Source organism: Caproicibacterium sp. BJN0003, from assembly GCF_026314295.1.
In the GTDB taxonomy this organism is placed as follows: domain Bacteria; phylum Bacillota; class Clostridia; order Oscillospirales; family Acutalibacteraceae; genus Caproicibacterium.
Genome location: NZ_CP111108.1, coordinates 1,510,334 through 1,533,321, shown reverse-complemented (window position 1 = coordinate 1,533,321; position 22,988 = coordinate 1,510,334). Strand labels below are relative to the sequence as shown.

Genomic DNA, 22,988 nt, shown 5'->3' with positions numbered 1-22,988 from the left:
TTTACTAAATATAATAGCTAAATTCACAAAAATTGAGCAGGTATACAAAATGACTGAAAGTCATCTGAAAAAGATTGACTTTCAGTCATTTTTTGCATATACTAAAAAGCGGTAAATGACCGACGGTCATTTTTAGAAAGGAGGGATTAGGTTGCAAAGCAAAATTGAAGATAAAAAGAAGCAAAAGAAAAATAATTTGGAAAGAGCGGCTTATGAACTTTTTGCAGAAAAAGGAATTTCCGGGATTTCGGTAGATCAGATTGTAAAACGGGCCAAAGTGGCAAAGGGAACGTTTTATCTTTATTTTCACGATAAAACGGAATTGCTTAATAAGGTGATCATTCTTTACAGCACTGAAATTATTCATTCTGCAATGGTTCGCGCACAGCAGCAAAATATAGAAAGCTGCGTGGAACGGATCATTTTTTTGGTGGATGATATTATTGAGCGATTTAAAAGAGATCCGGAAATTTTAAAGATTATTAATAAAAATCTTTCAGAAGGGCTTTTAAATCCAACGCTGCTTTCTGCGCAGGCAAAAGAAAACCAGACGATGGAAGAACTGCTGGCGGCTTATACAGCAAATATGAAAAAGGAAAAATTCAGTGCACAAGAATCTTTTCAACTGCTTTATATGATTATTGAATTAGTGGCTCAAGTCAGTTATCATGCAATTTTGCGCAGGCAGCCCACCGACATTGATCATCTAAAACCGATTCTTTATGAATCGATTCGAAAAATACTTCGCAGATAGATAAAAGGAGGAATGAAAATGCAGCGATTTGCAAAATGGATTGTGCATCACCGGAGAGTCATTGTAATTCTTGCAGTTTTGCTACTGATTCCATCAGTCATTGGATACAGCAAGACTTTTGTAAATTATGATATTTTGTCTTATCTTCCAGAGAATCTGGATTCTATGATTGGCCAGAAATATTTGGATAAAGATTTTAATATGGGAAGTTCCGCGATGCTGGTAGTTGATAATATGGAGGATAAAGATGTTGTCAACTTAAAAAATCAAATTAAAGAAGTTCCCGGGGTCCATAAAGTAATCTGGGCAGATGATATTAAGGATACCTCGATCCCGAACGATGTTCTGCCGGATGATTTTAAAAAGATTTTTTATAGCGATACCGGAACAATGATGATCATTTCATTTGAAGACAGCGCCGCGTCGCCAAGCACTTTTCAGGCGATTGCACAGATTCGCTCTATTTCAAATAAAAATTGTTTTTTAGCTGGTATGACGGCAATCGTCAAAGATACAAAAGATATTGTTGAAACAGAAATGCCAAAATATGTTTTGGTCGCAGTCCTGCTCAGTATGATAGTCCTTTTCCTCTCTTTGGAGAGCACGATTGTACCGTTGATTTTTATGCTGGGCATCGTTTTCCCGATCATTTACAATTTTGGCAGTAACGTTTTTCTTGGCCAGGTTTCTTATATCACCCAAGCGTTGGCAGCAGTTCTCCAATTAGGGGTAACGATGGATTTTTCTATTTTTCTTCTGCATCGCTATAACGAAGAGTGTACGAAACAGTCTGATCGAGAAAATGCGATGGCTACCGCGATTGTTGCAACTTTTAATTCTATTACAGGCAGTAGTCTGACAACAATTGCAGGTTTTCTTGCACTTTGTACCATGAGTCTTAAATTGGGAGCCGATATTGGTATCGTGATGGCGAAAGGTGTGCTTCTAGGTGTGATCAGTACGCTTACCGTTCTGCCGTCGCTTTTGATGACATTTGATCATGCCATCGGTAAATATAGACACCGTGTGCTGATTCATGAAACAAAGAAAATTCCGCAGTTTATTGTAAAGCATCATAAAGGGATTTTAGTTGTCTTTGTTTTACTGCTAATTCCGTTCTCAGTAGCACAGGGAAAAGTCAGTCAGTATTATGCGCTGGATCAGACCCTGCCGCAGGATTTGAATTCAATCGTCAGCACCAATAAACTTAAAAAAGATTTTAAGATGGATACCACCCACTTTGTATTAGTCAGCGATCAGCTGGATGATTATAAAATCAAAAATCTGACCGAGGAACTGCAAAATGTCGATGGTGTTAATGAGGCGCTTTCCTATGAGAAATATGTAGGGGGCGGAATTCCCACAGCGTTTGAACCAGCAGCTATTCAGGAGACATTCAATCAAGGCGGCCATAAAATGATTCTGGTCAACAGCCTTTACAAAGCGGGTAGCGATCAGTGCAATGCACAGCTTGATGAGATGAAGAAAATTGCGAAGTCTTATGACGCGGATGCTGTGATCGCGGGCGAAGGCGCTATGACAAAAGACTTGGTTCAGGTTGCTGATATTGATTTTAAAAATGTCAGTGTCGTTTCGATTCTTGCAGTGTTTGTCATTATTTTGATTTCGTTTAAATCAATTTCAATTCCGGTCCTTTTGGTTGCAGCAATTGAATTTGCAATCACCGTGAATATGGGCATTCCGTACTTTACCGGAACGGTCATTCCGTTTATTGCGAGTATCGTGATCGGAACGATTCAGTTGGGAGCAACGATTGATTATGCAATCCTAATGACGAATCGATTCCGTGAAGAGCTCAATAACGGCAGTGTGCCGGAACAGGCTATGCTGACGGCAGTTACAAAATGTTCTACCTCTATTTTGACGAGCGGCCTAACCTTTTTCTCAGCAACTTTGGGCGTGGTGCTTGTTTCCAGAGTGGATCTAATTAAGAGCCTCTGCTCTATGCTGGCTCGAGGCGCGTTGATCAGTATGGTAACAATTATATTTGTTTTGCCGGCTATTTTGCTTTTGTTTAACAAAGTGATTGAAAAGACCAGCTATCACTGGATTCAGAATAAGACTAATTCAAAGGAGATTGAGACAGCATGAAAAAACAAGTGATGATGAAACTGATCTGTATTGCATTGTGTGCTTCTCTGGTGACAACAACCGCTTTTGCGGCAGAGGGAACAACGGCAAACGACAGTTCCAAAAATTATAAACGTCAAGAAACGGTTTATTTGATTACCGATCCGAATGGCAATGTTCAGAATGAGACAGTTAGTGCATGGGTTCACAATGATAATGGAATTGGAAATTATTCCGAATCCACGAATCTAACAGATGTTAAAAATGTAAAGGGAGACGATTCTCCTACTTTAGACGGCAAAGAACTGGAATGGAAAAATATTTCCGGAGACGACCTTTACTATCAAGGAAATAGCAGTGCACAAGCTCCCGTCACCATGAAAGTGGATTATAAATTAGACGGACAGGAAATTAGTGCAGATCAGCTTGCGGGTAAATCCGGAAAGCTGGAAATGACCGTTTCTTTTGAGAATCATGAAAAGGCAACAAAATCGGTCGGAGGAGAATCAAGAACGATTTATACGCCGTTTTTGGCGGCAGCTCTCTGCAGTTTTTCTACCGACCATTTTCAGAATGTAAAATGTTCGGAAGGCGGTGCGGTCGTTTCAGAAGGAAACAATCAAATCGTCACCATGATTTCTTTGCCGGGCATGAAGGAAACTTTAGGATCATCTATCAGTACGCTGGAGAGTCTAAGCAAAATTAATTTGGAAGATAGTTTTACAATTACTGCGGATGCCACCAATTTGGAAATGAACTCGATTATGGGTGCAGCACTCCCTGCGGGTTCCCAAAGCAGTAACGGTAGTTTTTCTTTTGATGTGGGTCAGGTTGACTCTTTAGTTGATCAAATGGAAAGTGCTTCCGGTCAGCTGAGTGAAGGTTCTGAAGCTTTGGCAAGTGCTCTTTCTACTTATAACAATAAAATGCTGGAATTGCAGAGCGCAGTAGAAACGCTGAATAATGGAATCAATTCTTTAAATAGTGGGAGTACAGAGCTTGCAGGCGGTACCCAGCAACTTTCTTCTGGCAGCGACCAGTTGGCTTCCGGAACAGAAGCCCTTTCGACCGGTGCAAAACAGGTGAAAGATGGCAGCAGTGCTTTTGCACAGGGTATTACACAATTAGACGGCAGCGTAAAACAGCTTTCGGCTGGCAGTGATCAGGCGAAAGACGGAGCGGCTGCATTACAGAGTGGATTAGGAGAGTTTACAACGGCTTTGCAGCAGGTGACCGGCTCTTTAGTAGATTCTTCTATGAAGCAGATCAGTGCCGATATGAGTGATTCCAATAAGCCGTTTGTCCAAAGCCTTGCAAAGGCTGGGAGTGATACAAAAGACATTGGTGCAACCCTGCAGACGCAGAATGCGGATTTGATTAAAAATCTTCAAGGCATTGCGGCTACTACAACAGATGCGACTACAAAAGCACAGATCAATGCAATGATTGCTGGTATCCAGAATAACACAACGATCGGTACAAAGCTAACGGGACTTGGCAATGATATTCAGGCGATCGGCCAAGGTGCGAACAGTACACTTACCGGTTCTGCCCAAACGATTAAGAGTAATTTTGCAGGGCAGGAAAAGAAATTGAATGAATCTGCTCAACAGCTCAATGATGGTGCAAAGTCAGTCGCTGATGGAACGAAACAGATTTCTGACAATCTGACTTTAGTTTCTGGTGGAGTTGATACTTTAATGCAAAAGGCAAATGAGCTGGCTGCCGGTGCCAAACAGGTTTCTGATGGGGCAGAGAGCGCTAAAAATGGAGCGAACTCCCTTAAGAGTGGTTCTGCACAGGTCAATGCAGGTGCTTCGGCACTACAGACCGGTGCAACAGAACTGCAAAGTGGAGGAATTCAGCTGCAGAATGGCATTGGACAGTTAACAGAGGCTGCCGGTACTTTGGCAGAAAAGAGCGGAGAACTCTCGACCGGAACCAATCAGTTTAAGGTAAATGGCATCGATCTTGTTGCCAACAAAGTGGTTTCCAGCAAAGCAGATGCAGAGAAATTGCTTGATCTGAAAGATGCAATTTTAGATCAGGCAAAGAGTTATAAAACTTTCTCCGGCGTTTCTGATGACTGCAGCAACCATGTCAGCTTTATCATGAAGACTAATGAAATTAAAAAAGATGATTCTGACGAAAAACTAAATGAAGATGCATCAGTGAATGATGGAATCAAGACAAAGACCGATCAGTCCTTTTGGGCACGCATGAAGAGCCTCTTCTGATCTTTGAAATGACTTAAATCAAACAAAATTAAAAGGCGCTTTGTATAAACAATTTTTGCTTATACAAAGCGCCTTTTGACTTATCAAAAACTCTTAAATGTTTTGTCCATAAATTCCCTGAACAATGACTTCTCCAGTGCTAATCGGAATTTCTGTTCCGTCTTCATCACTGCGTACCATCAATTCTCCACTGGGAGCAATCGCAAAAGCAGTTCCCGTATAAGATTTTAAACCACGCGTATAACGAACTTTTTTATGAAGTGAGACGCATAGCTCACTATATTCTTTGAGGGGGAATTCTTTCTTTAGAAATAGTTTATCCAGTTCTTTCAGTATAGCCAGCAAAACGTCGGAACGCTTCACTGGTTTTCCAGTTTCAATCAATATCGAAGTTGCCTTCACTGCAAGCTCATCCGGAAATGATTGGTTTCCAACATTGATACCGATTCCCGGAACAATATATTGCACTTTATCCATTTCTGCAGCCATCTCAGTGAGAATCCCACAGACTTTTTTATTGCCGATGACAACATCGTTTGGCCATTTGATTTTAGCATCTAATCCCCAAACATGTCTTAGGGCGCGCGCAACACCGAGCCCTGCTAAAAGGGTGGCATTTGTCAGTGGCTCTGGAATGTGTTCAGGACGTAATAAGAAGGAAAAATAAAGTCCTGTACCAAAAGGGCTGTTCCATGCACGCCCGAGTCTTCCCTTGCCACCGTTCTGCTCTTCAGAAACGATCACAAGACCGTCTTGGGCACCGCGCAGTGCTTGACGTTTTACTTCTTCGTTAGTGGAGTCAATTTCTTTAAATACCTGAATCTCTTTGCCGAGGAACTGCGTATCTAAGTTTTGCAGAAGATCTTCTGCATCAATTCGGTCGGGTTCTTTTAAAAGGTGGTATCCGCGGCGAGTGGCAGAAGCAATCTCGTAGCCTTCTTCCCGCAGGGCATTTACTGCTTTCCAAACTGCTGTGCGGGAGATTCCAAGTCTCTCACTCAGTTCTTCTCCAGAGACATCTCCCGTGGATTTTCGCAGATATTGCAAAACTTCCTCTTTAATTGCCATGGATTTCACCCTCATTTTTTAAACTGTGTTTTTATTATAAAACAAAGAAAAGTGGGAAGCAAGGTTCCGACCGAAAAAGATTTGTCTCTGATGGTGGATTCGTGGTATACTAATATGAAACGCAAAGATAAAAGGAGGATTTTCAGATGGATATCAGACCCGGTGACCGCATTGAAATGAAAAAACCGCATCCCTGCGGAAATAAAATTTTTTTGGTTCTGCGGGCGGGCATGGATTTTAAAATTCGCTGTACCTCCTGTGGAAGAGAAGTTATGGTTCCGCGCTTAAAATGTGAAAAGAATATTCGCAGAATCTTACGCGATGATCCAAAAGAAAAAGCTTAGGGGACTCTTTATGAATTTACAGAATGTTGGTAATTAATTCATAAGGAGAGAACTTTTATGTTTGAAAATTTACAGATATTTCAAAAAAGATATGAAGAATTAGGGCAGAAGCTCTGTTTGCCTGAAATTGCAGGAGATCAGACAAAATTTGCAGCGCTGATGAAAGAATATAAAGATCTGGAGCCTTTGGTCAGTACATATGGAGAATATGAGAAGGCTCAGAGAAAATTGTCGGAAGCCCAGGAGCTTCTGGAATCCGGAGACCGTGAACTGCATGATCTTGCCCTTATGGATCGGGAAGAAGCGCAGGAAGAAATTAAGCGCCTTACGGAGGAAATTAATATTCTTTTGCTTCCCAAAGACCCCAATGATGAAAAAAACGTGATCGTGGAAATCCGCGGAGGAGCCGGTGGGGAAGAAGCAGCTCTTTTTTCTGCAGTGCTCTATCGAATGTATACGATGTATGCACAGAGCAGAAATTGGCAGACGGAGCTTTTGAATTTAAATGAGACGGAACTCGGCGGCTGCAAGGAAGTTACTTTTCAGATTTCGGGAGCGGGTGCCTATTCCCGCTTAAAGTATGAAAGCGGCGTTCACCGCGTGCAGCGCGTCCCTGAAACGGAAACGCAGGGAAGAATTCATACTTCAACAGCGACGGTGGCCGTTCTGCCGGAAGCCGATGAGGTAGAGCTTATAATCGATCCTAAAGATTTGCAGATTGACACCTTTCGTTCCAGTGGAGCCGGAGGTCAGCATATTAATAAGACCAGTTCGGCAATCCGGATTACGCATCTTCCGACGGGGATGGTAGTCGAATGTCAGGATGAACGCAGTCAGTATAAAAATAAAGATAAAGCAATGAGAGTGCTCAGAAGTCGGCTTTTTGAAGTAGAGCAGAGAAAACATGATGAGGCGATTGCAGAAAATCGTCGCAGTCAGGTAGGAACAGGCGACCGTTCCGAGCGGATTCGCACTTATAATTATCCGCAGAGCCGTGTAACCGATCATCGAATCGGTCTGACGCTGTATAAGCTGGAGGACGTTTTAAATGGCAGTTTGGATCAGTTGATAGATCCTTTAATTGCAGCGGATCGAACGCTTCAATTGGAAAAAAATATGCGCTCATCAGAGCATGAAAATTAAAAGTGAGGTAAGAATGGTGGAAACGGAACTGTTAAAAGCGGATATGGAAGGAATTGAGCGTGCGGCAAAATTCCTTCAGAACGGCGGCCTCGTCGGGATACCGACGGAGACGGTTTATGGACTTGCGGCGAATGCACTGGACGGAAAAGCCGTTGCGAAAATTTTTGCAGCGAAAGGACGACCGATGGATAATCCGTTGATTGTTCATATTTCGGATTTTTCTCAGATTTATCATTTGGTAGCGACTGTCCCCGAAAGTGCAAAAAAATTGGCAAAGGCTTTTTGGCCGGGGCCACTTACTATGATTTTACCAAAAGCAGATTGTATTCCCGATGAAGTTAGTGCCGGGTTGCCGACAGTTGCAATTCGTTTTCCATCTCATCCGGCGGCGCAGCAGCTGATTACAGCTGCTGGTTTGCCTTTGGCAGCGCCTTCTGCAAATCTTTCCGGAAAGCCAAGTCCTACGACAGCGGAACATGTTATGCATGATCTTTCTGGAAAAATTGAAGCCGTAATTGATGGTGGTCCCTGTAAGGTTGGCGTCGAATCCACAGTGATTACGTTGGCGTCAAATCCACCGCGTCTTTTAAGGCCGGGTGGAATCACATTGGAGCAGCTGCGTTCTGTTTTGGGAGAAGTAGAGATGGATGATGCAGTGCTGCATCCTTTAAAAGAAGGGGTGCGTGCTTCTTCTCCGGGAATGAAGTATAAGCATTATTCTCCGAAAGCAAATGTAATTATTCTTGATGGCAATGATGAGCAGTACAGAAATTATGTAAATTCTCACATTGCACCGGGAGTAATGGCTCTTTGCTATGATGAGGATTGTGCGGGATTAAAGAGCCCTTATTTGTGTTATGGGGCAGAGACGGATATGTCCCAGATGGCACATCATCTTTTTGATGCCCTGCGCGAAGTAGACCTTCTTGACGCAAAAACCGTTTATGCTCGTTGCCCTGCACCAAAAGGAGTTGGGTTGGCAGTTTATAATCGTTTGATGCGGGCAGCCGGATTTGAGGTGCTTCATCTTTGAAACAGCTGATTATTGGATTGACCGGTCCGACTGGAGCCGGTAAATCGACATGGACTGCAGCACTCGAAAATTTGGGCTGCAGAATCATTGACTGTGATCAGCTTGCCAGAGAAGCGGTACAGGATCCCGATTGCATCAAAGATTTGCAGCGGGCTTTTGGAGAAGATCTGATTTCGGCAGATGGACTCAATCGTAAGGAACTCGCTAAGAGAGCGTTTCAGGATGCAGAGCATACGAAACTCCTTGACCAAATTACGCATCCCGTAATACTCGCTTTACTGGAAAAGAAGCTACAAATCTTTTCAAAAGAAACTACTCCGGCAATTATCATTGATGCACCGCAGCTTTTTGAGAGCGGACTTGATTCTCGCTGCGATTTTATAGCGGCAGTTCTGGCACCAAAAGAAATTCGAATCAAGCGGCTGCAAAAACGTGATGGGATTAGCCGCGAAGAAGCTCTTTCCCGAATGTCCGTTCAATATTCGGATGATTTTTTCCGGAAGCACTCCGATTTTATTTTAAACGGCAATCTTTTGCCGGAACAAGTAGGGGGGCGTGCTTCTGAATTTTTGCAGCAGGTATTGGAAGGAAACGCATGAGATATATCAAAAGACGAACCAACCGAAAATTACGAAAGAAACGAATCTTGATTGTGGTAGCGGCTTTAACTCTGATAGCAGGGGTCGTTGTTGGTCTGGTGTCATTGCTTCATAAAAGCAATGAACAGGTGCAGTATGCTGCATATCCGCAGAAGTATCAGGAGCTTGTGGATCAATATACGACACAGTTTCAAGTGGAACCTTCTCTCGTTTACTCTGTCATGAAAGCCGAGAGCGGATTTGATCCCAATGCGCATTCCGGAGCAGACGCCAGAGGATTGATGCAAATCACACCGGAAACATTTGACTGGCTGCAGTGGCAGATGCCGGATGATCCGGAATATACAGACGAAGATCTTTACAATCCAGAGATTAACATCCGTTACGGATGCAAATTCCTTTCAATTTTGCAGGGTACTTATCAGGATCTCGGCACTTGTATTGCTGCCTATAATGCAGGAATGGGCAATGTAAACAGGTGGCTTTCCGACAATGATTATTCTGATGATGGAATCACACTCAAAGAAATTCCTTATCCAGAAACTAAGACATATGTTCAGCGGGTGCTGAGCAATTATCAGCAGTATAAAAGTCTATATAATTCCCAAAAATAATTTTGATCGGAGGTATCAGGTATGGCAAAAAAAGAAAATAAGGGCGAAACAAAAAAACTTGCCGAAAAACTTCTCATTAATCGTAAGAACGGGTTCTTTTCGGTAACAGATGAGCAAATTGAAAAGGCAGATAAATTCTGTGAAGGGTATAAGAAGTTTTTAGGGACTTCTAAAACCGAACGGGAAGCTGTCCTTTCAACGATTGCATTGGCGGAGAAAGAAGGATTTACTCCTTACGACCCTGATAAGAATTATCAGGCCGGCGACAAGGTGTATTTCAATAACCGTGGAAAGGCAGTTATCCTGACAGTCTTTGGAACAAAAGGCTGCAAAAATGGCGTAAGAATTGCTGCATCTCATATTGATTCTCCACGTCTTGATCTAAAGCCCCATCCGCTTTATGAAAAAGATGATTTGGCACTTTTTAAAACACACTATTATGGGGGCCTTAAAAAATACCAATGGACAACCATTCCTTTGGCAATGCATGGCAGAGTTTGCCGGAAAGACGGTTCTCAAGTGGATATTTGCCTCGGCGAAAAATCGGGGGATCCAATGTTTACCGTGACCGATTTGCTGCCGCATCTGGGAGATGAGCAGATGCGTAAGCCAATGATGAAGGCCATTGAGGGAGAGAACCTCAATATCCTTGTTGGCAGCCGTCCGATTCGCGATGATGAAGGAGATCAGATTTTCAAACTGAATGTGATGCGCCTTTTAAATCAGGAATACGGAATTACAGAAGAGGATTTTGTCAGTGCGGATATTGAGTTTGTACCGGCGTTTAAGCCCTGCGACCTTGGATTCGATCGCAGTATGATCGGTGCTTATGGCCATGATGACCGCGTCTGCGCTTACCCTGCAGTGATGGCTGCACTGACGGCAAAAACGCCTGAGAGTACAATCGTTACCGTCCTTGCTGATCGGGAAGAAATCGGCAGTGATGGAAACACTGGACTCAACAGTGTCTTTATGAGAGACTTTATTGCAGACTTGGCTGAAAAAGAGGGCCTTGTTCCGCGTCATGTAATGGCAAAATCAAAATGCCTTTCGGCGGATGTAACGGCGGCGTACGATCCCACCTATGCAAGTATGTATGAGCTTAATAATTCCACTTTCCTGAATAATGGTGTTGCGATGAGCAAATATACCGGTGGCCGCGGAAAGAGCGGAACCAGTGAGGCAACAGCAGAGCTTGTTTCAGAGATTCGGTCAATTTTCGAGAAAAATGATGTGCTTTGGCAAACCGGTGAAATGGGAAAAGTTGATGCTGGCGGCGGCGGAACGGTAGCAATGTACATTGCAAACTTGAATGTTGATGTTGTTGATGTTGGGGTTCCGGTTTTGTCAATGCATGCTCCTTTTGAAGTGGTTTCCAAACTGGATATTTATATGACCTATCGTGGAATCCGTTCTTTCTACGAAGCAAAATAATCGATTTAGGGTCAAAAAAGGGATACCGGAAATTTCCGGTATCCCTTTTTAGTAGATGAAGCAAATTTAAGAGAATTTTTTCTGTCCACAATAAACAATTCCACGATCGGCATCCACTGTGACAACCGTTCCGCTACGCAAAATCTTGGTTGCATTTTTGGCGCCGACAATTGTGGGAGTGTCCAGTGCAAGGCCTACAATCGCGGCATGCGAGTTGAGTCCGGGGGCTTCCGAGACGATTGCGAAAGCCTTTCTCATATAAGGAAGATATTGATTATCTGTCTCGTGAACGACTAAAATATCCCCTGCTTTAAAATTTTGTTTAGCATCTTCCGGAGAAGAGCACACACAGAGATTTCCGCAGGCAGATCCTTTATTGGCAGTTTTTCCAGAAACCAAAATATCACCGACCAACTGTACCTTCAGCAAATTTGTAGTGCCGGAAATTCCCAAAGGAACACCGGCAGTAATTACGGTTAGATCACCGTCTTTTACAAGACCAGCTTTTTGGGCCATCTTAATTGCATGGTCAAAAAGTGCGTCGGTATTGTCCTGCTCCTGTATGATGATGGGGGTAACTCCCCAGGAAATGTTTAGCTGGCGACGAACGACGGGGTCTGTAGTGCCGGTAATGATGGGGCAGGCGGGATGATATTTTGAAATCATGCGGGCAGTGGTACCTGATTTGGAAACCGTAATGATTGCTGCTGCACCTAAATCGTGAGCAGTGGTACAGGTCGCATGAGAGATTGCCGAAGTGACGTCCGACTTAGAAGAGCAAATAGGGCGCTTTTTAAGAATAGCAGCATAATCGATATCTTCCTCGGTGCGTGTTGCAATACAGACCATAGTTTTAAGAGCTTCTACTGGAAATTTTCCTGCAGCTGTCTCTCCGGAAAGCATAATTGCGCTCGTTCCATCATAAATAGCATTGGCGACATCAGTAGCCTCTGCACGTGTGGGACGAGGATGGCTGACCATAGAATCCAGCATTTGGGTGGCAGTAATGACCGTTTTTCCTTGTTGCATCGCTTTTTTAATGAGCTGCTTCTGCAGAATTGGAATTTCCTCAAGGGGGACTTCTACACCCAGATCACCGCGTGCAACCATGATTCCATCCGAAACACGCAGAATTTCATCAATGTTTCGAACGCCATCCATATTTTCAATTTTTGCGATAATACGCATATTATGGCAGTTATTCTTTTTTAATTCGCGCCGTAAGTTTAAAATATCTTCCGCACTGCGTGTAAAGGAAGCAGCGATCATATCGAATCCTTCTTTTACACCGAATGCAATATCAGACTGATCTTTTTCACTGATAAAAGGAAGAGAAAGTGAAATATTCGGGACATTAATTCCTTTTTGAGAAGAAAGTGTGCCGCCGTTTATTACTGTACAGTGAATTTCTGTATCTGTGCAGGAGTTTACATTCAACTCAATCAGTCCATCGTCAATTAAAATTCTACTGTTGGGGTGAACTTCTTTTGGTAAACGTGAAAATGTTACATAGGAAATTGTTTCATCACCGACAATAGGTTTCGTTGTCAGTGTAAAGGGGGCGCCTTCTTTTAATGTAACTTGCTGTTCCTTAAAAGTACCTGTTCGTATTTCCGGACCTTTGGTATCTAGCAGCAGGGCAACAGGAAGATCAAGTTCCTCACGAAGCTGCTTGATCTTATCGGCTCGCATCTTGTGATCTTCATGTGTGCCATGGGAGAAATTCAGCCGTGCAACATCCATGCCGTTCTGCATCAACTGGCGCAGAGTGTCGCCCTGATCTGTGGCGGGTCCGACTGTACAGATGATTTTTGTTTTTCTCATACTGCAAACCTCGATCCTAAATTTTTCAAATTACATCCATTTTACTCTGCAGTTGTGAAAAAATCAACAATCAAATTTTGATTCCTTTATTTGTGCATTTTTTTGGAGTTTGCTTTTTAAGAAATCGCAGGTTACAATAATAACAAGAGAAAATAAAGATAGAGAGGAGGACCGCATGGGCACGAAAAGAACATTTTTGCGCAGAGGCAGAACAAAATTATCGAAGAATGAAAATGGGACCATTAAGGTTAGTCGTCGGATTATTTTAATTTTGATTTTGATTGTTATTTTGGCCGGCGTATTTTTATGCTATCGGTCTTTACAGGAAATTCGGACAGAAGAGGATCAGAAGACGGTTTCTTCACAGGCAATTGCAAAAGAGCCGCTTGATCCTTCTCTTTTAACAGTCATTTCGTCAAAATTTCCCTGTAATAAAGAGGAGAAACCGCCGCAGCTTACAACAGTTTCCGGTGTTTCAGTCAACATAAAGATTGCGGATGCTTTAAAACAATTTTTAGCAGCTGCTAAAAAAGCAGGATATTCGATTCAGCTTAAGAGTGGATATATCAATGCAGATGATCAGGAAAAACTTTATCAGGATAAGGTTTCTTCTTTAATTTCTGGCGGCGGATATACACAGGTTCGTGCTGAAGCCGAGGCGGCAAAGACCGTTCCGCCTGGAAATGCGTGTGAAGATGCTTTGGGATTGTCGTTCGAGGTAGACGGAGACTCAGATTTTGAGAATAGTGCAGCGGCCAAGTGGCTCGATAATCAATGCGTTTTTTATGGATTTATCAGGAGATACCCGGAGTCTAAGACGGAATATACCGGAATGTCTGGCAGCTTTACTCATTATCGATATGTCGGAGAAGAATCGGCAATGAAGATGCGTTCTTATGGGATGTGCTTGGAGGAATATGTATCTTATCTGAAGCAGTCAGGGGCACTCAGTTGAGATTTCTAAAAAAGTACTTGCTTTTTTGAAATGGCTATGGTAAAATCTTAATGTTAAGTTTGCAGTTGGAAGAAAGAGGTGACAATCATGAAGGAAGGAATTCATCCCCAGTACAAAGAAACAACCATTACCTGCGCATGCGGAAATGTGATTCATACCAGATCCACAAAAGAAAATATCCGCGTTGAAATTTGCTCCAAGTGCCACCCGTTCTTCACCGGCAAGCAGAAGCTGGTGGATACCAGCGGTCGCGTTGATATGTTCAAAAAGCGTTATGGAATTGGCAAATAAATCATTAAACTGGTTTTAATCGGGCGGTGCAGAAATGCGCCGCCTGTTTTTATATGAGAGGAAGAACGTTTTTATGGAAGTCTATCGGACTTTGCAAAAATCCGGAGAACGGGATTTTACGGAAAAGAAATCACGATTTATTGGATATGCGTTTCCCGTTTCTACGGAAAAGGAAGCACAGGATTTTTTGCAGATGATCCGTAAACGCCATTGGGATGCAAAGCACAATGTTTCGGCTTATGTGTTAAAAGATGGAATTCAACATTGCTCAGACGATGGAGAGCCGCAGGGAACAGCAGGGGTTCCGGTGATGAATGTACTTCTTAAAAATGGTGTGGTCAACGCAATGATCGTTGTGACCAGATATTTTGGAGGAATTCTTCTGGGAACAGGCGGATTGGTACGCGCTTATTCCCATACGGCATCGCTTGCCTTGGAGGATGCCGGAATTGTTACTATGTACCCTGGTAAAAATTTATCTCTTTCTTGCAGCTATTCCCAATACGGAAAAGTTTCTGCATTGATTCCTCAATATGGCGGCAAGATTGACAAGAGTGAGTTTGGGGCAGAAGTCAAATTGCAGTTCCACATTAAAAGTGAGAAATTCCATTTCTTTCAAACTGAATTTACAGAAGCAACGAGTGGTGCAATTTGTGTGAAAATAGAGGGAGAAACTTATTTTTGCGAATGATTTTTTCTTTTTGCAGGAATTTTGCATTTTTTTGCGTATATTCATGTAGAAATGTTTTTAAAAGGGCGGTGCATATCTGAAGATGACAGTACGGGAGAGAACACAGAAGATTGAGAGACAGATTTTATCTCCATATGCGGCATTTTCCGATCAGACGAAAGGCCGTAAGCGTCCGGAAGAAGACGATGATTTGCGCACGCCGTTTCAAAGAGACAGAGACCGCATTATCCACTGTAAGTCTTTTCGCAGGCTGAAACATAAAACACAGGTTTTCCTTGCACCGGAAGGGGATCATTACCGTACGCGGTTGACCCATACATTAGAAGTAGCACAGATTGCAAGAACCATTGCGAGGGCGTTGTGCCTGAATGAAGATCTCACGGAAGCAATTGCTTTGGGACATGATTTAGGACATACCCCTTTTGGGCATGCAGGAGAACGCGCACTCAATGAGCTTTGCCCAGGAGGATTCCGCCATTATGAACAGAGTGCTCGCGTGGTGGAGCGTGTAGAAAAAAATGGAGAAGGCCTCAATCTGACTGAAGAAGTAGTAGATGGCATTTTGTGCCATACAACCGGAAGACAAGCAGAGACGTTGGAAGGGCAGATTGTGCGGGTTTCTGATCGAATCGCTTATATTAACCATGATATTGATGATTCTGAACGTGCTGGGATTATTAGCGAAGAAGACCTGCCGCAGACACTTACGAATCTTTTGGGACACAGTAAAAGTCAAAGAATCAATACATTGGTTCATTCCGTAGTGGAGAGCAGCCAGAATGGAAAAATTGAAATGGAGCCGGAAATTGAAGTTCCTTTTGATGAACTGAGACGCTTTATGTTTCATTCCGTCTATGAAAATCCGTATGCAAAGAGTGAAGAGAAGAAAGTTCCCGGAATTATCGGAAAGCTTTATGAATATTTTGGGGAGCCGGGAAATCTCCCGGATGATATGAGGAGAATTGAGAAAGAAGACGGGCTTAACCGCGCGGTAACAGATTATATCGCGGGAATGACTGACCAATATGCAGTCGAAAAATTTATGGAGATTTACGTTCCCAAAGCATGGAATCGCTGATTTTTTGAAAGATTTAAAAAGGAAGAAGGAGAGCTCGAAATGCCGCTGCCGCAGGAATTTTTAGAAGAACTCAAATCACGCAGTGATCTAACAGAAGTTGCTTCTTCCTATGTTTCATTAAAAAGGCAGGGAAGAAATCTGGTTGGGCTTTGCCCCTTTCACAATGAAAAGACACCGTCCTTCAATATTTATCCGGAAAATGGTTCGTTTTATTGCTTCGGCTGTGGCGCTGGAGGGGACGTAATTACCTTTGTCCGTAAAATTGAAAATCTTGATTATATGGAAGCAATTCGTTTTCTTGCACAGCGTGCGGGAATGACAGTCCCTGAAGATGCAGCAGACAATGGACTAATGAAGCTACGTACCAGAATTTATGAGATCAATCGGGAAACTGCCCGCTATTATCATCAGATGTTGCTTTCTCCGCAGGGGAAAAAAGCGTTGGATTATCTTATGGGCAGAGCACTAAGCGTGAAGACAATTCGCCATTTCGGATTGGGATATGCACCACCCGGTAGATTTTCTCTGGTGGATTTTCTCGGGAAAAAGGGATATAAAGAAGACGAAATCGTGAGTGCAAACCTTGCTTTTCGCGGACGCAGCGGCCATTTGATTGATCGTTTCTATGACCGTGCGATGTTTCCAATTATTGATCTAAGAGGAAACATTATGGCGTTTGGCGGAAGAATTCTTGGCCCCGGAGAGCCCAAATACATAAATTCCAGTGATACGCCGGTTTATCATAAAGGAAGGAATCTGTTTGCACTCAATTTTGCAAAAGATTCGGGGCAAGATAACCTGATCCTTTGCGAAGGCTATATGGATGTAATCGCATTGCATCAGGCGGGCTTTACAAATGCGATTGCAGGGCTTGGAACTGCACTGACCCCAGAGCAGGCAAAGTTGATTTCCCGCTATACAGGGGAAGTAATCGCTTCTTATGATGCGGATTCTGCAGGACAAAAGGCGGCTTCGCGCAGTATTCCCCTTTTGAGAGAAGCGGGGCTGAATGTGCGGATTTTAGTAGTGCCGAACGGCAAAGATCCGGATGAGTTTATTCGCTCTTATGGAGAGAATGGACATGCTCGTTTTCAGCAGCTTTTGGATCAGTGCGGCAATGACGTGGAATATCAGTTGGAGAAAGCGCGTCGTACAGTCAATGTTCAGACACCGGACGGAAAAGTTGCTTTTTTGGAAAGTGCCGTAAAAGTTTTGGCAACGCTTGATAATCCGATTGAACAGGAAGTTTACGCTGGAAAACTTTCTGAAGAGACACATGTGGAGCGAACAACACTTTTAAGTCAGATCAAAAGACAGCGCCAGAAACAACAGAAATCTGAACGCAAAAAAGAATTCCGTTCTTTTCAGCAGAAAAGGATTGGACTCAAAGATTCTGTGAACCCAGAAAAGCAGGATAAGCTGCGGGCAGCAGGGGCGGAAGAAGCGTTGCTTGCCTATTTAATTCGTTATCCAGAGGCTTCTTTGCAGATTTTTCAGCAATTACCGCCGGAAAAATTCAGTACTTCCTTTAATTGCCGTGTATATCGGGTAATTATGGACAGAATGAAAGAGGGAAAATCTACAGATTTAACAGATTTATCGTCTGTTTTTTCTCCGGAAGAAATGGGAACTCTTGCGAGAATCCTTGCGAAGGTTGCAGACATTCCTATGAGCCGGAAAGATGCTCAAGATTATGTAAAGGTAATTCTGGAAGAATCGCAAAAACAGATGTTGCAGAAAAATTCCAGTGAAAAGGACCTTTTAGCATATGTTGAATATTTGAAAGAACAGAAAACAAGGAAACAGGGGGATTAAGGAAATGACAGTTACACCAACACCGGATAAAAAAACAGTGATCCGGGAATTGATTGAGCAGGGTAAATCAAAAGGACAACTTTCAACCAAAGAGATTCTTGACGCGATTGGAGAGCTGGATTTTGAACCGGAACAGCTGGAAAAATTCTATGATACACTGGAGAGTCAGGGCGTTGAAATTATAGAAGATTTCGGAACCGAAAATCTGGATGATATCAATTTGAATCTTTCGCCGGAAGACAGCGGTGCCGATGCCGGAGTTGGGAGTGAAAGTATTTCAGTTGATGATCCGGTTAAGGTTTACCTGAAAGAGATCGGGCGGGTTCCACTGCTTTCTCCCGAAGAAGAGATCGATTTAGCAATTCGGATTTCCGATGGAGATGAAACAGCCAAAAAGCGTTTGGCAGAAGCAAACCTTCGCTTGGTTGTCAGTATTGCAAAGCGGTATTTGGGCCGAGGAATGCAATTCCTCGATTTGATTCAAGAAGGAAACCTGGGCCTGATTAAAGCAGTGGAAAAATTTGATTATACAAAAGGATTTAAATTCTCCACTTATGCTACTTGGTGGATTCGTCAGGCCATTACTCGTGCAATTGCCGATCAAGCGCGTACCATTCGAATTCCAGTTCATATGGTCGAAACGATCAATAAAGTGAAAAAAGTTTCGAGTCAGCTTCTGCATGCAAATGGCCGTGAGCCTACTGCAGAAGAGATCAGTGCAGAACTTAATATGCCGGTGGAGAAGGTCCGTGAAATTATGCGAGTTGCGCAGGAGCCGGTTTCATTGGAAACACCGATCGGTGAAGAGGAAGACAGTCATTTGGGCGATTTTATCCCAGATGATGATGCACCCGCTCCGGCAGATGCTGCTTCCCATATTATGCTCAAGGAACAGCTTTCTAATGTACTCGATACGTTGACCCCCAGAGAAGAAAAAGTATTGCGCCTTCGCTTTGGCTTGGAGGATGGACGTTCCCGTACTTTGGAAGAAGTCGGTAAGGAATTCAATGTCACTCGTGAAAGAATTCGTCAGATTGAAGCAAAAGCTCTTCGTAAATTGCGTCACCCAAGCCGCAGCAAAAAGCTGAAAGATTTTTTGGATTGATTGAAAGGAGATGGCGGCTATGGTCATGACTTTAGAGACGGATTATGCAGTTCGAATTATGGAATTGCTCACCAAGACAAATGGAAAAGTAGACGCCGGCTCCATTTCAGAAAATACCCACGTTCCGCAGAGATTTGCCTTAAAGATTCTCCGAAAATTAGTATCGGATGGACTGATTGTTTCATTCAAAGGGGCTCATGGCGGTTATGCACTGGCGCGTCCTGCTGATCAAATCACTTTGCGTGAGGTGCTGGAATCAGTGGAGGGCCCTTATATGATCAGCCGATGCCAACAGGATGAGTATTGTTGTGCGCACAGCGGCAGTGGGGCACATTGCCGGTTTCATAAAGTCTACGATGAGATCACTGAGATGGTCAGAAAAAAGCTTGACAGTTATACGTTTGCACAGATTTGCAGTTCGGACGATTTGTCATCACAAAAAGATGACGACGTTTAAAAATAAGATTTTATAAAAAACGCCCTAAGCAATCAGGTAGGAACGAAAATCCTTACTCGAATGCTTAGGGCGTTTTTATGGGCTTTCCCAGCTAAATATTTTATGAATTTACCCTTTTTTTATGTTATTACAAATGACTAAAATCACTAAGAATATTAGCTAATATTAGAAACAAAAAGAAAGTCATACAGGCAGTTCCAGAGAATTTTTGATAGGATGTTTTATGACTTTTAATAGATTTTAGGATCTCTTTTGTTTTTTTAATGGGGTGAAATGAAATATGCTTATAAAAATGATAATAGAGTAAAAGTAATAAAGTGGTTAAAAGGAAAATTGCAAAGCAGCTCCATTTAAGAATTAGCTGTACTTCATCAGGTGCTTTTTGTGGGAATAAGAAGTTTCCAAATGGTGTCAACAAATATCCAAACCAATCATTTATACTATGAGCTGCAATCGGCAACAGTAAATTTCCACTCATTACATAGAGACATCCCATTGTAATCCCCAAAATTAAAGGTGCAGGAAATTGTGTTCCATGCATGAAACTAAATAAAACAGTCGTCCATATAACAGCAAAAACTTTTCCGCTGCTTTTGCATAGATTTTCTAAAAAGACACCTCTGAATATAAATTCCTCATAGAATCCTGTGAAAACTGCTAATAAAAGAAAGAGCCATATCTGTGATAGATGCACGTTTATGGGGGGTGCGTCTCGCCGTGAATATAAAGCACAGCCTGAAAAGTTTAAAGAGACCGTAAAAAATATCCATAAAATATTTTCAATCAAAGAAAAACGACTCTTTTTTTGATGCTTGATTACCTTTTTGACTGAAGTCTTTAATAAGAGTTGAGAAGCAATCATGAAAATACAACCGTTTAAAATTGTCGCATAAAGATACTGGTCAATATTAAAAGAAGAAACAGGAAAGATCTTTGCTAAAAGATTTTGTCCCAAGATGTTAATTAACAAAATAATTGCAATTCGATTGGAACTTTGCTCTAAAGTCAAATTCGTTTTCTGATTCATAAAACTGCACCTCACATAAAGTGCGATGACTTAGAATGAAGTCATGTTGCTTTGATCGATAGATGATGGGTAAGCAAATGAGAAATATAAATGAGAAAGGCAAACGTGCCGATTGCACAGGGGATAAAAAACCAAGTATGCATCGGTGTAAGGAATACGGGAACTAATGCGAAAATGAAAGAAAAAGAAGAAAATTTGACAAAACATAATATGAAGAGCAAGACTGCCCATATCCAACCGATTCGATATAATAGGCTTCCGTAAAAATTCCCCAGCAAAAGAAATGCCCAATAGAAAGCAAACCGCCAGAGAAAAGCAATCGGAATCAGTGCAGGCACAAAAAACGGTGCGGATACGATCTCTTCATAAGGCGATGTCATTTGCTGTTCCAGTAACGTCATTCCGGCGGAAACACTGTCGCTCTGCTGGCACATCGTGAAAAATGAGATATACTGTCCGTTGAGGGATAAAACCCAGTCTAAAAAAGTATCGGTCAGGGCGAAAACAGCTGCAAAAACGGCAAAAGCTGCGCAGTAAGCGAGATTTTGGGTTTTCCGAGAAATCCCTAGAACTGTCGGCATGCGAAAAGAATGATCACGCAGCACGATTGCCGTAATCAACAGACAGAATGCGGTATTTAGTTCGCAGCTGAGATGACGATCATGCAGACTTGATAAAATGACCATTCCTAGATAGCCGTAAAAAATCACCATTGGAATCCAAATGAAATGAAGTACATATCGAAAAAGACCGGTAAATGATTTTCTTTCCTGAAACGGGACCAAAGTGATGGACTTACGCATGAGAAATTCCTCCTTCCTGATCGGTCAAAGCCAAAACCAGTTCGGAAAGTGAAATTTTTGAAAAAGTCAGCCCTTCTAAGGCGGGTGGCTGCGATCCTAGAATAGTAGCTGCTTTTAAGCCGCTGAGAGTTTGTATTTGCAGAACTTTTTGTTCCGAGCAGAAACGGTCAACCAATTGGGATGGTCCACTTACCTGATAGCTGTTCTGAATGAGATGCTCACAGGAATGATGTTGTATCATAAAAGTTGACACCCTATTCTCAAGGACTTTGATATATAATCATAATCAATACGAGAACAGGAGAAACAACCTATGGCACAAAATCAAAAATCTTATGACAATGAATTTAAAGCACAAGCTGTAAAACTTGCTCAGGAAATTGGTGGGCATAAAGCAGCTAACGAATTAGGGATTCCCAAGGGTACTATGTACACCTGGATAAAAGCCTTCAAAGAAGGTCGTCTCAGCGCAAATGACGCGGTTCATACGCCTAAGAATGCCTTATCTCTTAACGATGAGCTTATCGAACTCAAAAAGCGCATTAAAGAGCAGGATAAGGAAATCCGTCGTTTAAAAGAAGAAAATGAATTTCTCGAAGAAGCCAGTGCTTTTTTCGCAGCCAGCCGTCGGAAGTCAGCAAAAAACAGAGACTGATGTTTATTGCAACCAAAACTGATGACGGCGAGATTAAGGGCAAAATTTCTTTTTATTGCAGAGTGCTTCATGTTTCCAGACAAGCATTCAATAAATACCTAAAAGCAAAGGATGCTCCATGGAAATATCAGGAATTGGTAGATACAATGCTTGATATTTGTAGTGAGGATGAATGTAATGACACTTATGGAAGAATCCGTATGTATCAGGCATTACAACTCAAACAGCCGGAGGGTATACACATTCCCGGCGAGAGAACTGTTTATCGTGTCATGGACGAAATTGGTCTTAATCACAAACCAAAACGCAAGCCTAATGGTATTACTAAAGCTGACAAAGAAGCCCGGAAATCAGATGATTTAATAAAACGTGACTTCACTGCTGAAAAACTTCTAAAAAAATGTATTACTGATATGACTGAAATAAAAGCTTCTGATGGAAAACTGTATGTTTCAGCCATCTTTGACTGCTACGATTTAGCGGTATTGGGTCTTGCCATGGATACAAATATGAAAGCTCCCCTTTGTGAACAAACCTTAGATAACGCTTATAGAGCCTATCCTATGCTTAGGGGAGCTATTCTTCACAGTGACAGAGGTACGCAGTATACCAGCGGGTTATATCGTAAGGCAATCAACAAATATGGCATTCTTCAAAGCATGAACAGTGCCGGTGGCAGATGCCATGACAATGCCAGATGTGAAAGTATGTGGGCAAGATTCAAAGAGGAATTACTTTATGGACGTTACGATACCAGCTCAATGACAGTAGAACAGTTAAAAACTCTTATTTGGAGATACTTCATCGGCTATTGGAATAACCGGCGAATCTGTTCAGCTAACGGTGGCTTACCTCCGATGGTTAAGCGACAGCAGTACTATGATTCATTGCAGGAGGCAGCATAAGGTCGAACATTCTTGAGAAAAAAGTGTAAACCAATATTGACAATATCAGTACAGCCCAATTAAGC

The 22,988-nt window shown here is 42.4% G+C and carries 23 protein-coding genes; 18 read left to right on the top strand and 5 right to left on the bottom strand.

Annotation, left to right across the window (positions count from 1 at the left end):
• Positions 1–151 precede the first annotated feature (151 nt).
• The 3 genes from OP489_RS07570 to OP489_RS07560 are packed head-to-tail and all read left to right on the top strand — an operon-like array spanning position 152 to position 5,082.
• On the top strand, positions 152–754 hold the full coding sequence (locus tag OP489_RS07570; RefSeq protein WP_266161338.1) for a TetR/AcrR family transcriptional regulator: 603 nt from the start codon (positions 152–154) through the stop codon (positions 752–754).
• 18 nt (positions 755–772) lie between these two features.
• On the top strand, positions 773–2,866 hold the full coding sequence (locus OP489_RS07565) for an efflux RND transporter permease subunit (RefSeq protein ID WP_266161336.1): 2,094 nt from the start codon (positions 773–775) through the stop codon (positions 2,864–2,866).
• The gene (locus OP489_RS07560) at positions 2,863–5,082 is read left to right on the top strand and encodes a hypothetical protein (protein ID WP_266161335.1); all 2,220 of its coding nucleotides are present in this window, start codon (positions 2,863–2,865) and stop codon (positions 5,080–5,082) included. Before OP489_RS07565 ends, OP489_RS07560 begins: the two co-directional genes overlap by 4 nt.
• A 93-nt stretch (positions 5,083–5,175) precedes the next feature.
• On the opposite strand, the gene OP489_RS07555 is transcribed toward OP489_RS07560, so the two are convergent.
• Positions 5,176–6,150 carry a biotin--[acetyl-CoA-carboxylase] ligase gene (locus tag OP489_RS07555; RefSeq protein WP_266161333.1) on the bottom strand — a complete coding sequence of 325 codons (975 nt, stop codon included), beginning with the start codon at positions 6,148–6,150 and terminating at the stop codon, positions 5,176–5,178.
• Positions 6,151–6,296: 146 nt separating this feature from the next.
• Here OP489_RS07555 and OP489_RS07550 point away from each other — a divergent pair, with 146 nt between their 5' ends.
• From OP489_RS07550 to OP489_RS07525, 6 genes are read left to right on the top strand one after another with little or no spacing between them, the layout of a single operon-like run.
• Positions 6,297–6,494, top strand: a complete 198-nt coding sequence (locus tag OP489_RS07550) for a DUF951 domain-containing protein (RefSeq protein ID WP_180340388.1) — start codon at positions 6,297–6,299, stop codon at positions 6,492–6,494.
• 57 nt (positions 6,495–6,551) lie between these two features.
• Positions 6,552–7,637: a peptide chain release factor 1 gene (gene prfA / locus OP489_RS07545; RefSeq protein ID WP_266161331.1), complete on the top strand. Its 1,086-nt coding sequence runs from the start codon at positions 6,552–6,554 to the stop codon at positions 7,635–7,637.
• Between the two features lie 13 nt (positions 7,638–7,650).
• Complete coding sequence (locus OP489_RS07540) at positions 7,651–8,670, top strand: L-threonylcarbamoyladenylate synthase (protein WP_266161329.1); 1,020 nt, start codon at positions 7,651–7,653, stop codon at positions 8,668–8,670.
• Complete coding sequence (coaE, locus tag OP489_RS07535; protein WP_266161328.1) at positions 8,667–9,269, top strand: dephospho-CoA kinase; 603 nt, start codon at positions 8,667–8,669, stop codon at positions 9,267–9,269. The genes OP489_RS07540 and coaE overlap by 4 nt, the downstream gene beginning before the upstream one ends.
• Positions 9,266–9,883, top strand: coding sequence for a lytic transglycosylase domain-containing protein (locus OP489_RS07530; RefSeq protein WP_266161327.1), 618 nt, complete (start codon positions 9,266–9,268; stop codon positions 9,881–9,883). Before coaE ends, OP489_RS07530 begins: the two co-directional genes overlap by 4 nt.
• A gap of 21 nt (positions 9,884–9,904) precedes the next feature.
• Complete coding sequence (locus tag OP489_RS07525) at positions 9,905–11,317, top strand: aminopeptidase (RefSeq protein ID WP_266161326.1); 1,413 nt, start codon at positions 9,905–9,907, stop codon at positions 11,315–11,317.
• Positions 11,318–11,383: 66 nt separating this feature from the next.
• Here OP489_RS07525 and pyk read toward each other — a convergent pair whose 3' ends face one another.
• Positions 11,384–13,141: a pyruvate kinase gene (gene pyk / locus OP489_RS07520; protein WP_266161325.1), complete on the bottom strand. Its 1,758-nt coding sequence runs from the start codon at positions 13,139–13,141 to the stop codon at positions 11,384–11,386.
• 175 nt (positions 13,142–13,316) lie between these two features.
• On the opposite strand from pyk, the gene OP489_RS07515 reads away from it, so the two are divergent.
• From OP489_RS07515 to OP489_RS07485, 7 genes are all read left to right on the top strand, one after another.
• Positions 13,317–14,096, top strand: coding sequence for a D-alanyl-D-alanine carboxypeptidase family protein (locus OP489_RS07515; protein WP_266161323.1), 780 nt, complete (start codon positions 13,317–13,319; stop codon positions 14,094–14,096).
• Positions 14,097–14,183: 87 nt separating this feature from the next.
• Positions 14,184–14,387, top strand: a complete 204-nt coding sequence (rpmE, locus tag OP489_RS07510) for a 50S ribosomal protein L31 (RefSeq protein WP_180340396.1) — start codon at positions 14,184–14,186, stop codon at positions 14,385–14,387.
• Positions 14,388–14,460: 73 nt separating this feature from the next.
• The gene (locus OP489_RS07505) at positions 14,461–15,078 is read left to right on the top strand and encodes a YigZ family protein (protein WP_266161322.1); all 618 of its coding nucleotides are present in this window, start codon (positions 14,461–14,463) and stop codon (positions 15,076–15,078) included.
• Between the two features lie 82 nt (positions 15,079–15,160).
• Positions 15,161–16,156, top strand: coding sequence for a deoxyguanosinetriphosphate triphosphohydrolase (locus tag OP489_RS07500; RefSeq protein WP_266161321.1), 996 nt, complete (start codon positions 15,161–15,163; stop codon positions 16,154–16,156).
• Positions 16,157–16,195: 39 nt separating this feature from the next.
• The gene (gene dnaG / locus OP489_RS07495; protein ID WP_266161320.1) at positions 16,196–17,971 is read left to right on the top strand and encodes a DNA primase; all 1,776 of its coding nucleotides are present in this window, start codon (positions 16,196–16,198) and stop codon (positions 17,969–17,971) included.
• Positions 17,972–17,975: 4 nt separating this feature from the next.
• A complete protein-coding gene (rpoD, locus tag OP489_RS07490) occupies positions 17,976–19,076 on the top strand; it encodes an RNA polymerase sigma factor RpoD (protein ID WP_266161319.1) in 1,101 nt (366 codons plus the stop codon).
• Positions 19,077–19,095: 19 nt separating this feature from the next.
• Positions 19,096–19,533 (top strand): RrF2 family transcriptional regulator, encoded by a 438-nt coding sequence (locus OP489_RS07485; RefSeq protein WP_266161317.1) that lies wholly within the window; start codon positions 19,096–19,098, stop codon positions 19,531–19,533.
• A 127-nt stretch (positions 19,534–19,660) separates the two neighbouring features.
• Here the strand turns inward: OP489_RS07485 and OP489_RS07480 are convergent, their stop codons facing one another.
• The 3 genes from OP489_RS07480 to OP489_RS07470 are packed head-to-tail and all read right to left on the bottom strand — an operon-like array spanning position 19,661 to position 21,604.
• Positions 19,661–20,560, bottom strand: coding sequence for a CPBP family intramembrane glutamic endopeptidase (locus OP489_RS07480; protein ID WP_266161316.1), 900 nt, complete (start codon positions 20,558–20,560; stop codon positions 19,661–19,663).
• A gap of 41 nt (positions 20,561–20,601) precedes the next feature.
• A complete protein-coding gene (locus OP489_RS07475; RefSeq protein ID WP_266161315.1) occupies positions 20,602–21,363 on the bottom strand; it encodes a hypothetical protein in 762 nt (253 codons plus the stop codon).
• On the bottom strand, positions 21,356–21,604 hold the full coding sequence (locus OP489_RS07470) for a hypothetical protein (RefSeq protein ID WP_266161314.1): 249 nt from the start codon (positions 21,602–21,604) through the stop codon (positions 21,356–21,358). The genes OP489_RS07475 and OP489_RS07470 overlap by 8 nt, the downstream gene beginning before the upstream one ends.
• A 72-nt stretch (positions 21,605–21,676) precedes the next feature.
• Between OP489_RS07470 and OP489_RS07465 the strand changes: the two genes are divergently transcribed.
• Both OP489_RS07465 and OP489_RS07460 read left to right on the top strand, forming a co-directional pair.
• Complete coding sequence (locus tag OP489_RS07465; RefSeq protein ID WP_236875328.1) at positions 21,677–22,018, top strand: transposase; 342 nt, start codon at positions 21,677–21,679, stop codon at positions 22,016–22,018.
• Positions 22,018–22,923 carry an IS3 family transposase gene (locus OP489_RS07460; protein WP_416232441.1) on the top strand — a complete coding sequence of 302 codons (906 nt, stop codon included), beginning with the start codon at positions 22,018–22,020 and terminating at the stop codon, positions 22,921–22,923. The genes OP489_RS07465 and OP489_RS07460 overlap by 1 nt, the downstream gene beginning before the upstream one ends.
• Positions 22,924–22,988: the final 65 nt, after the last annotated feature.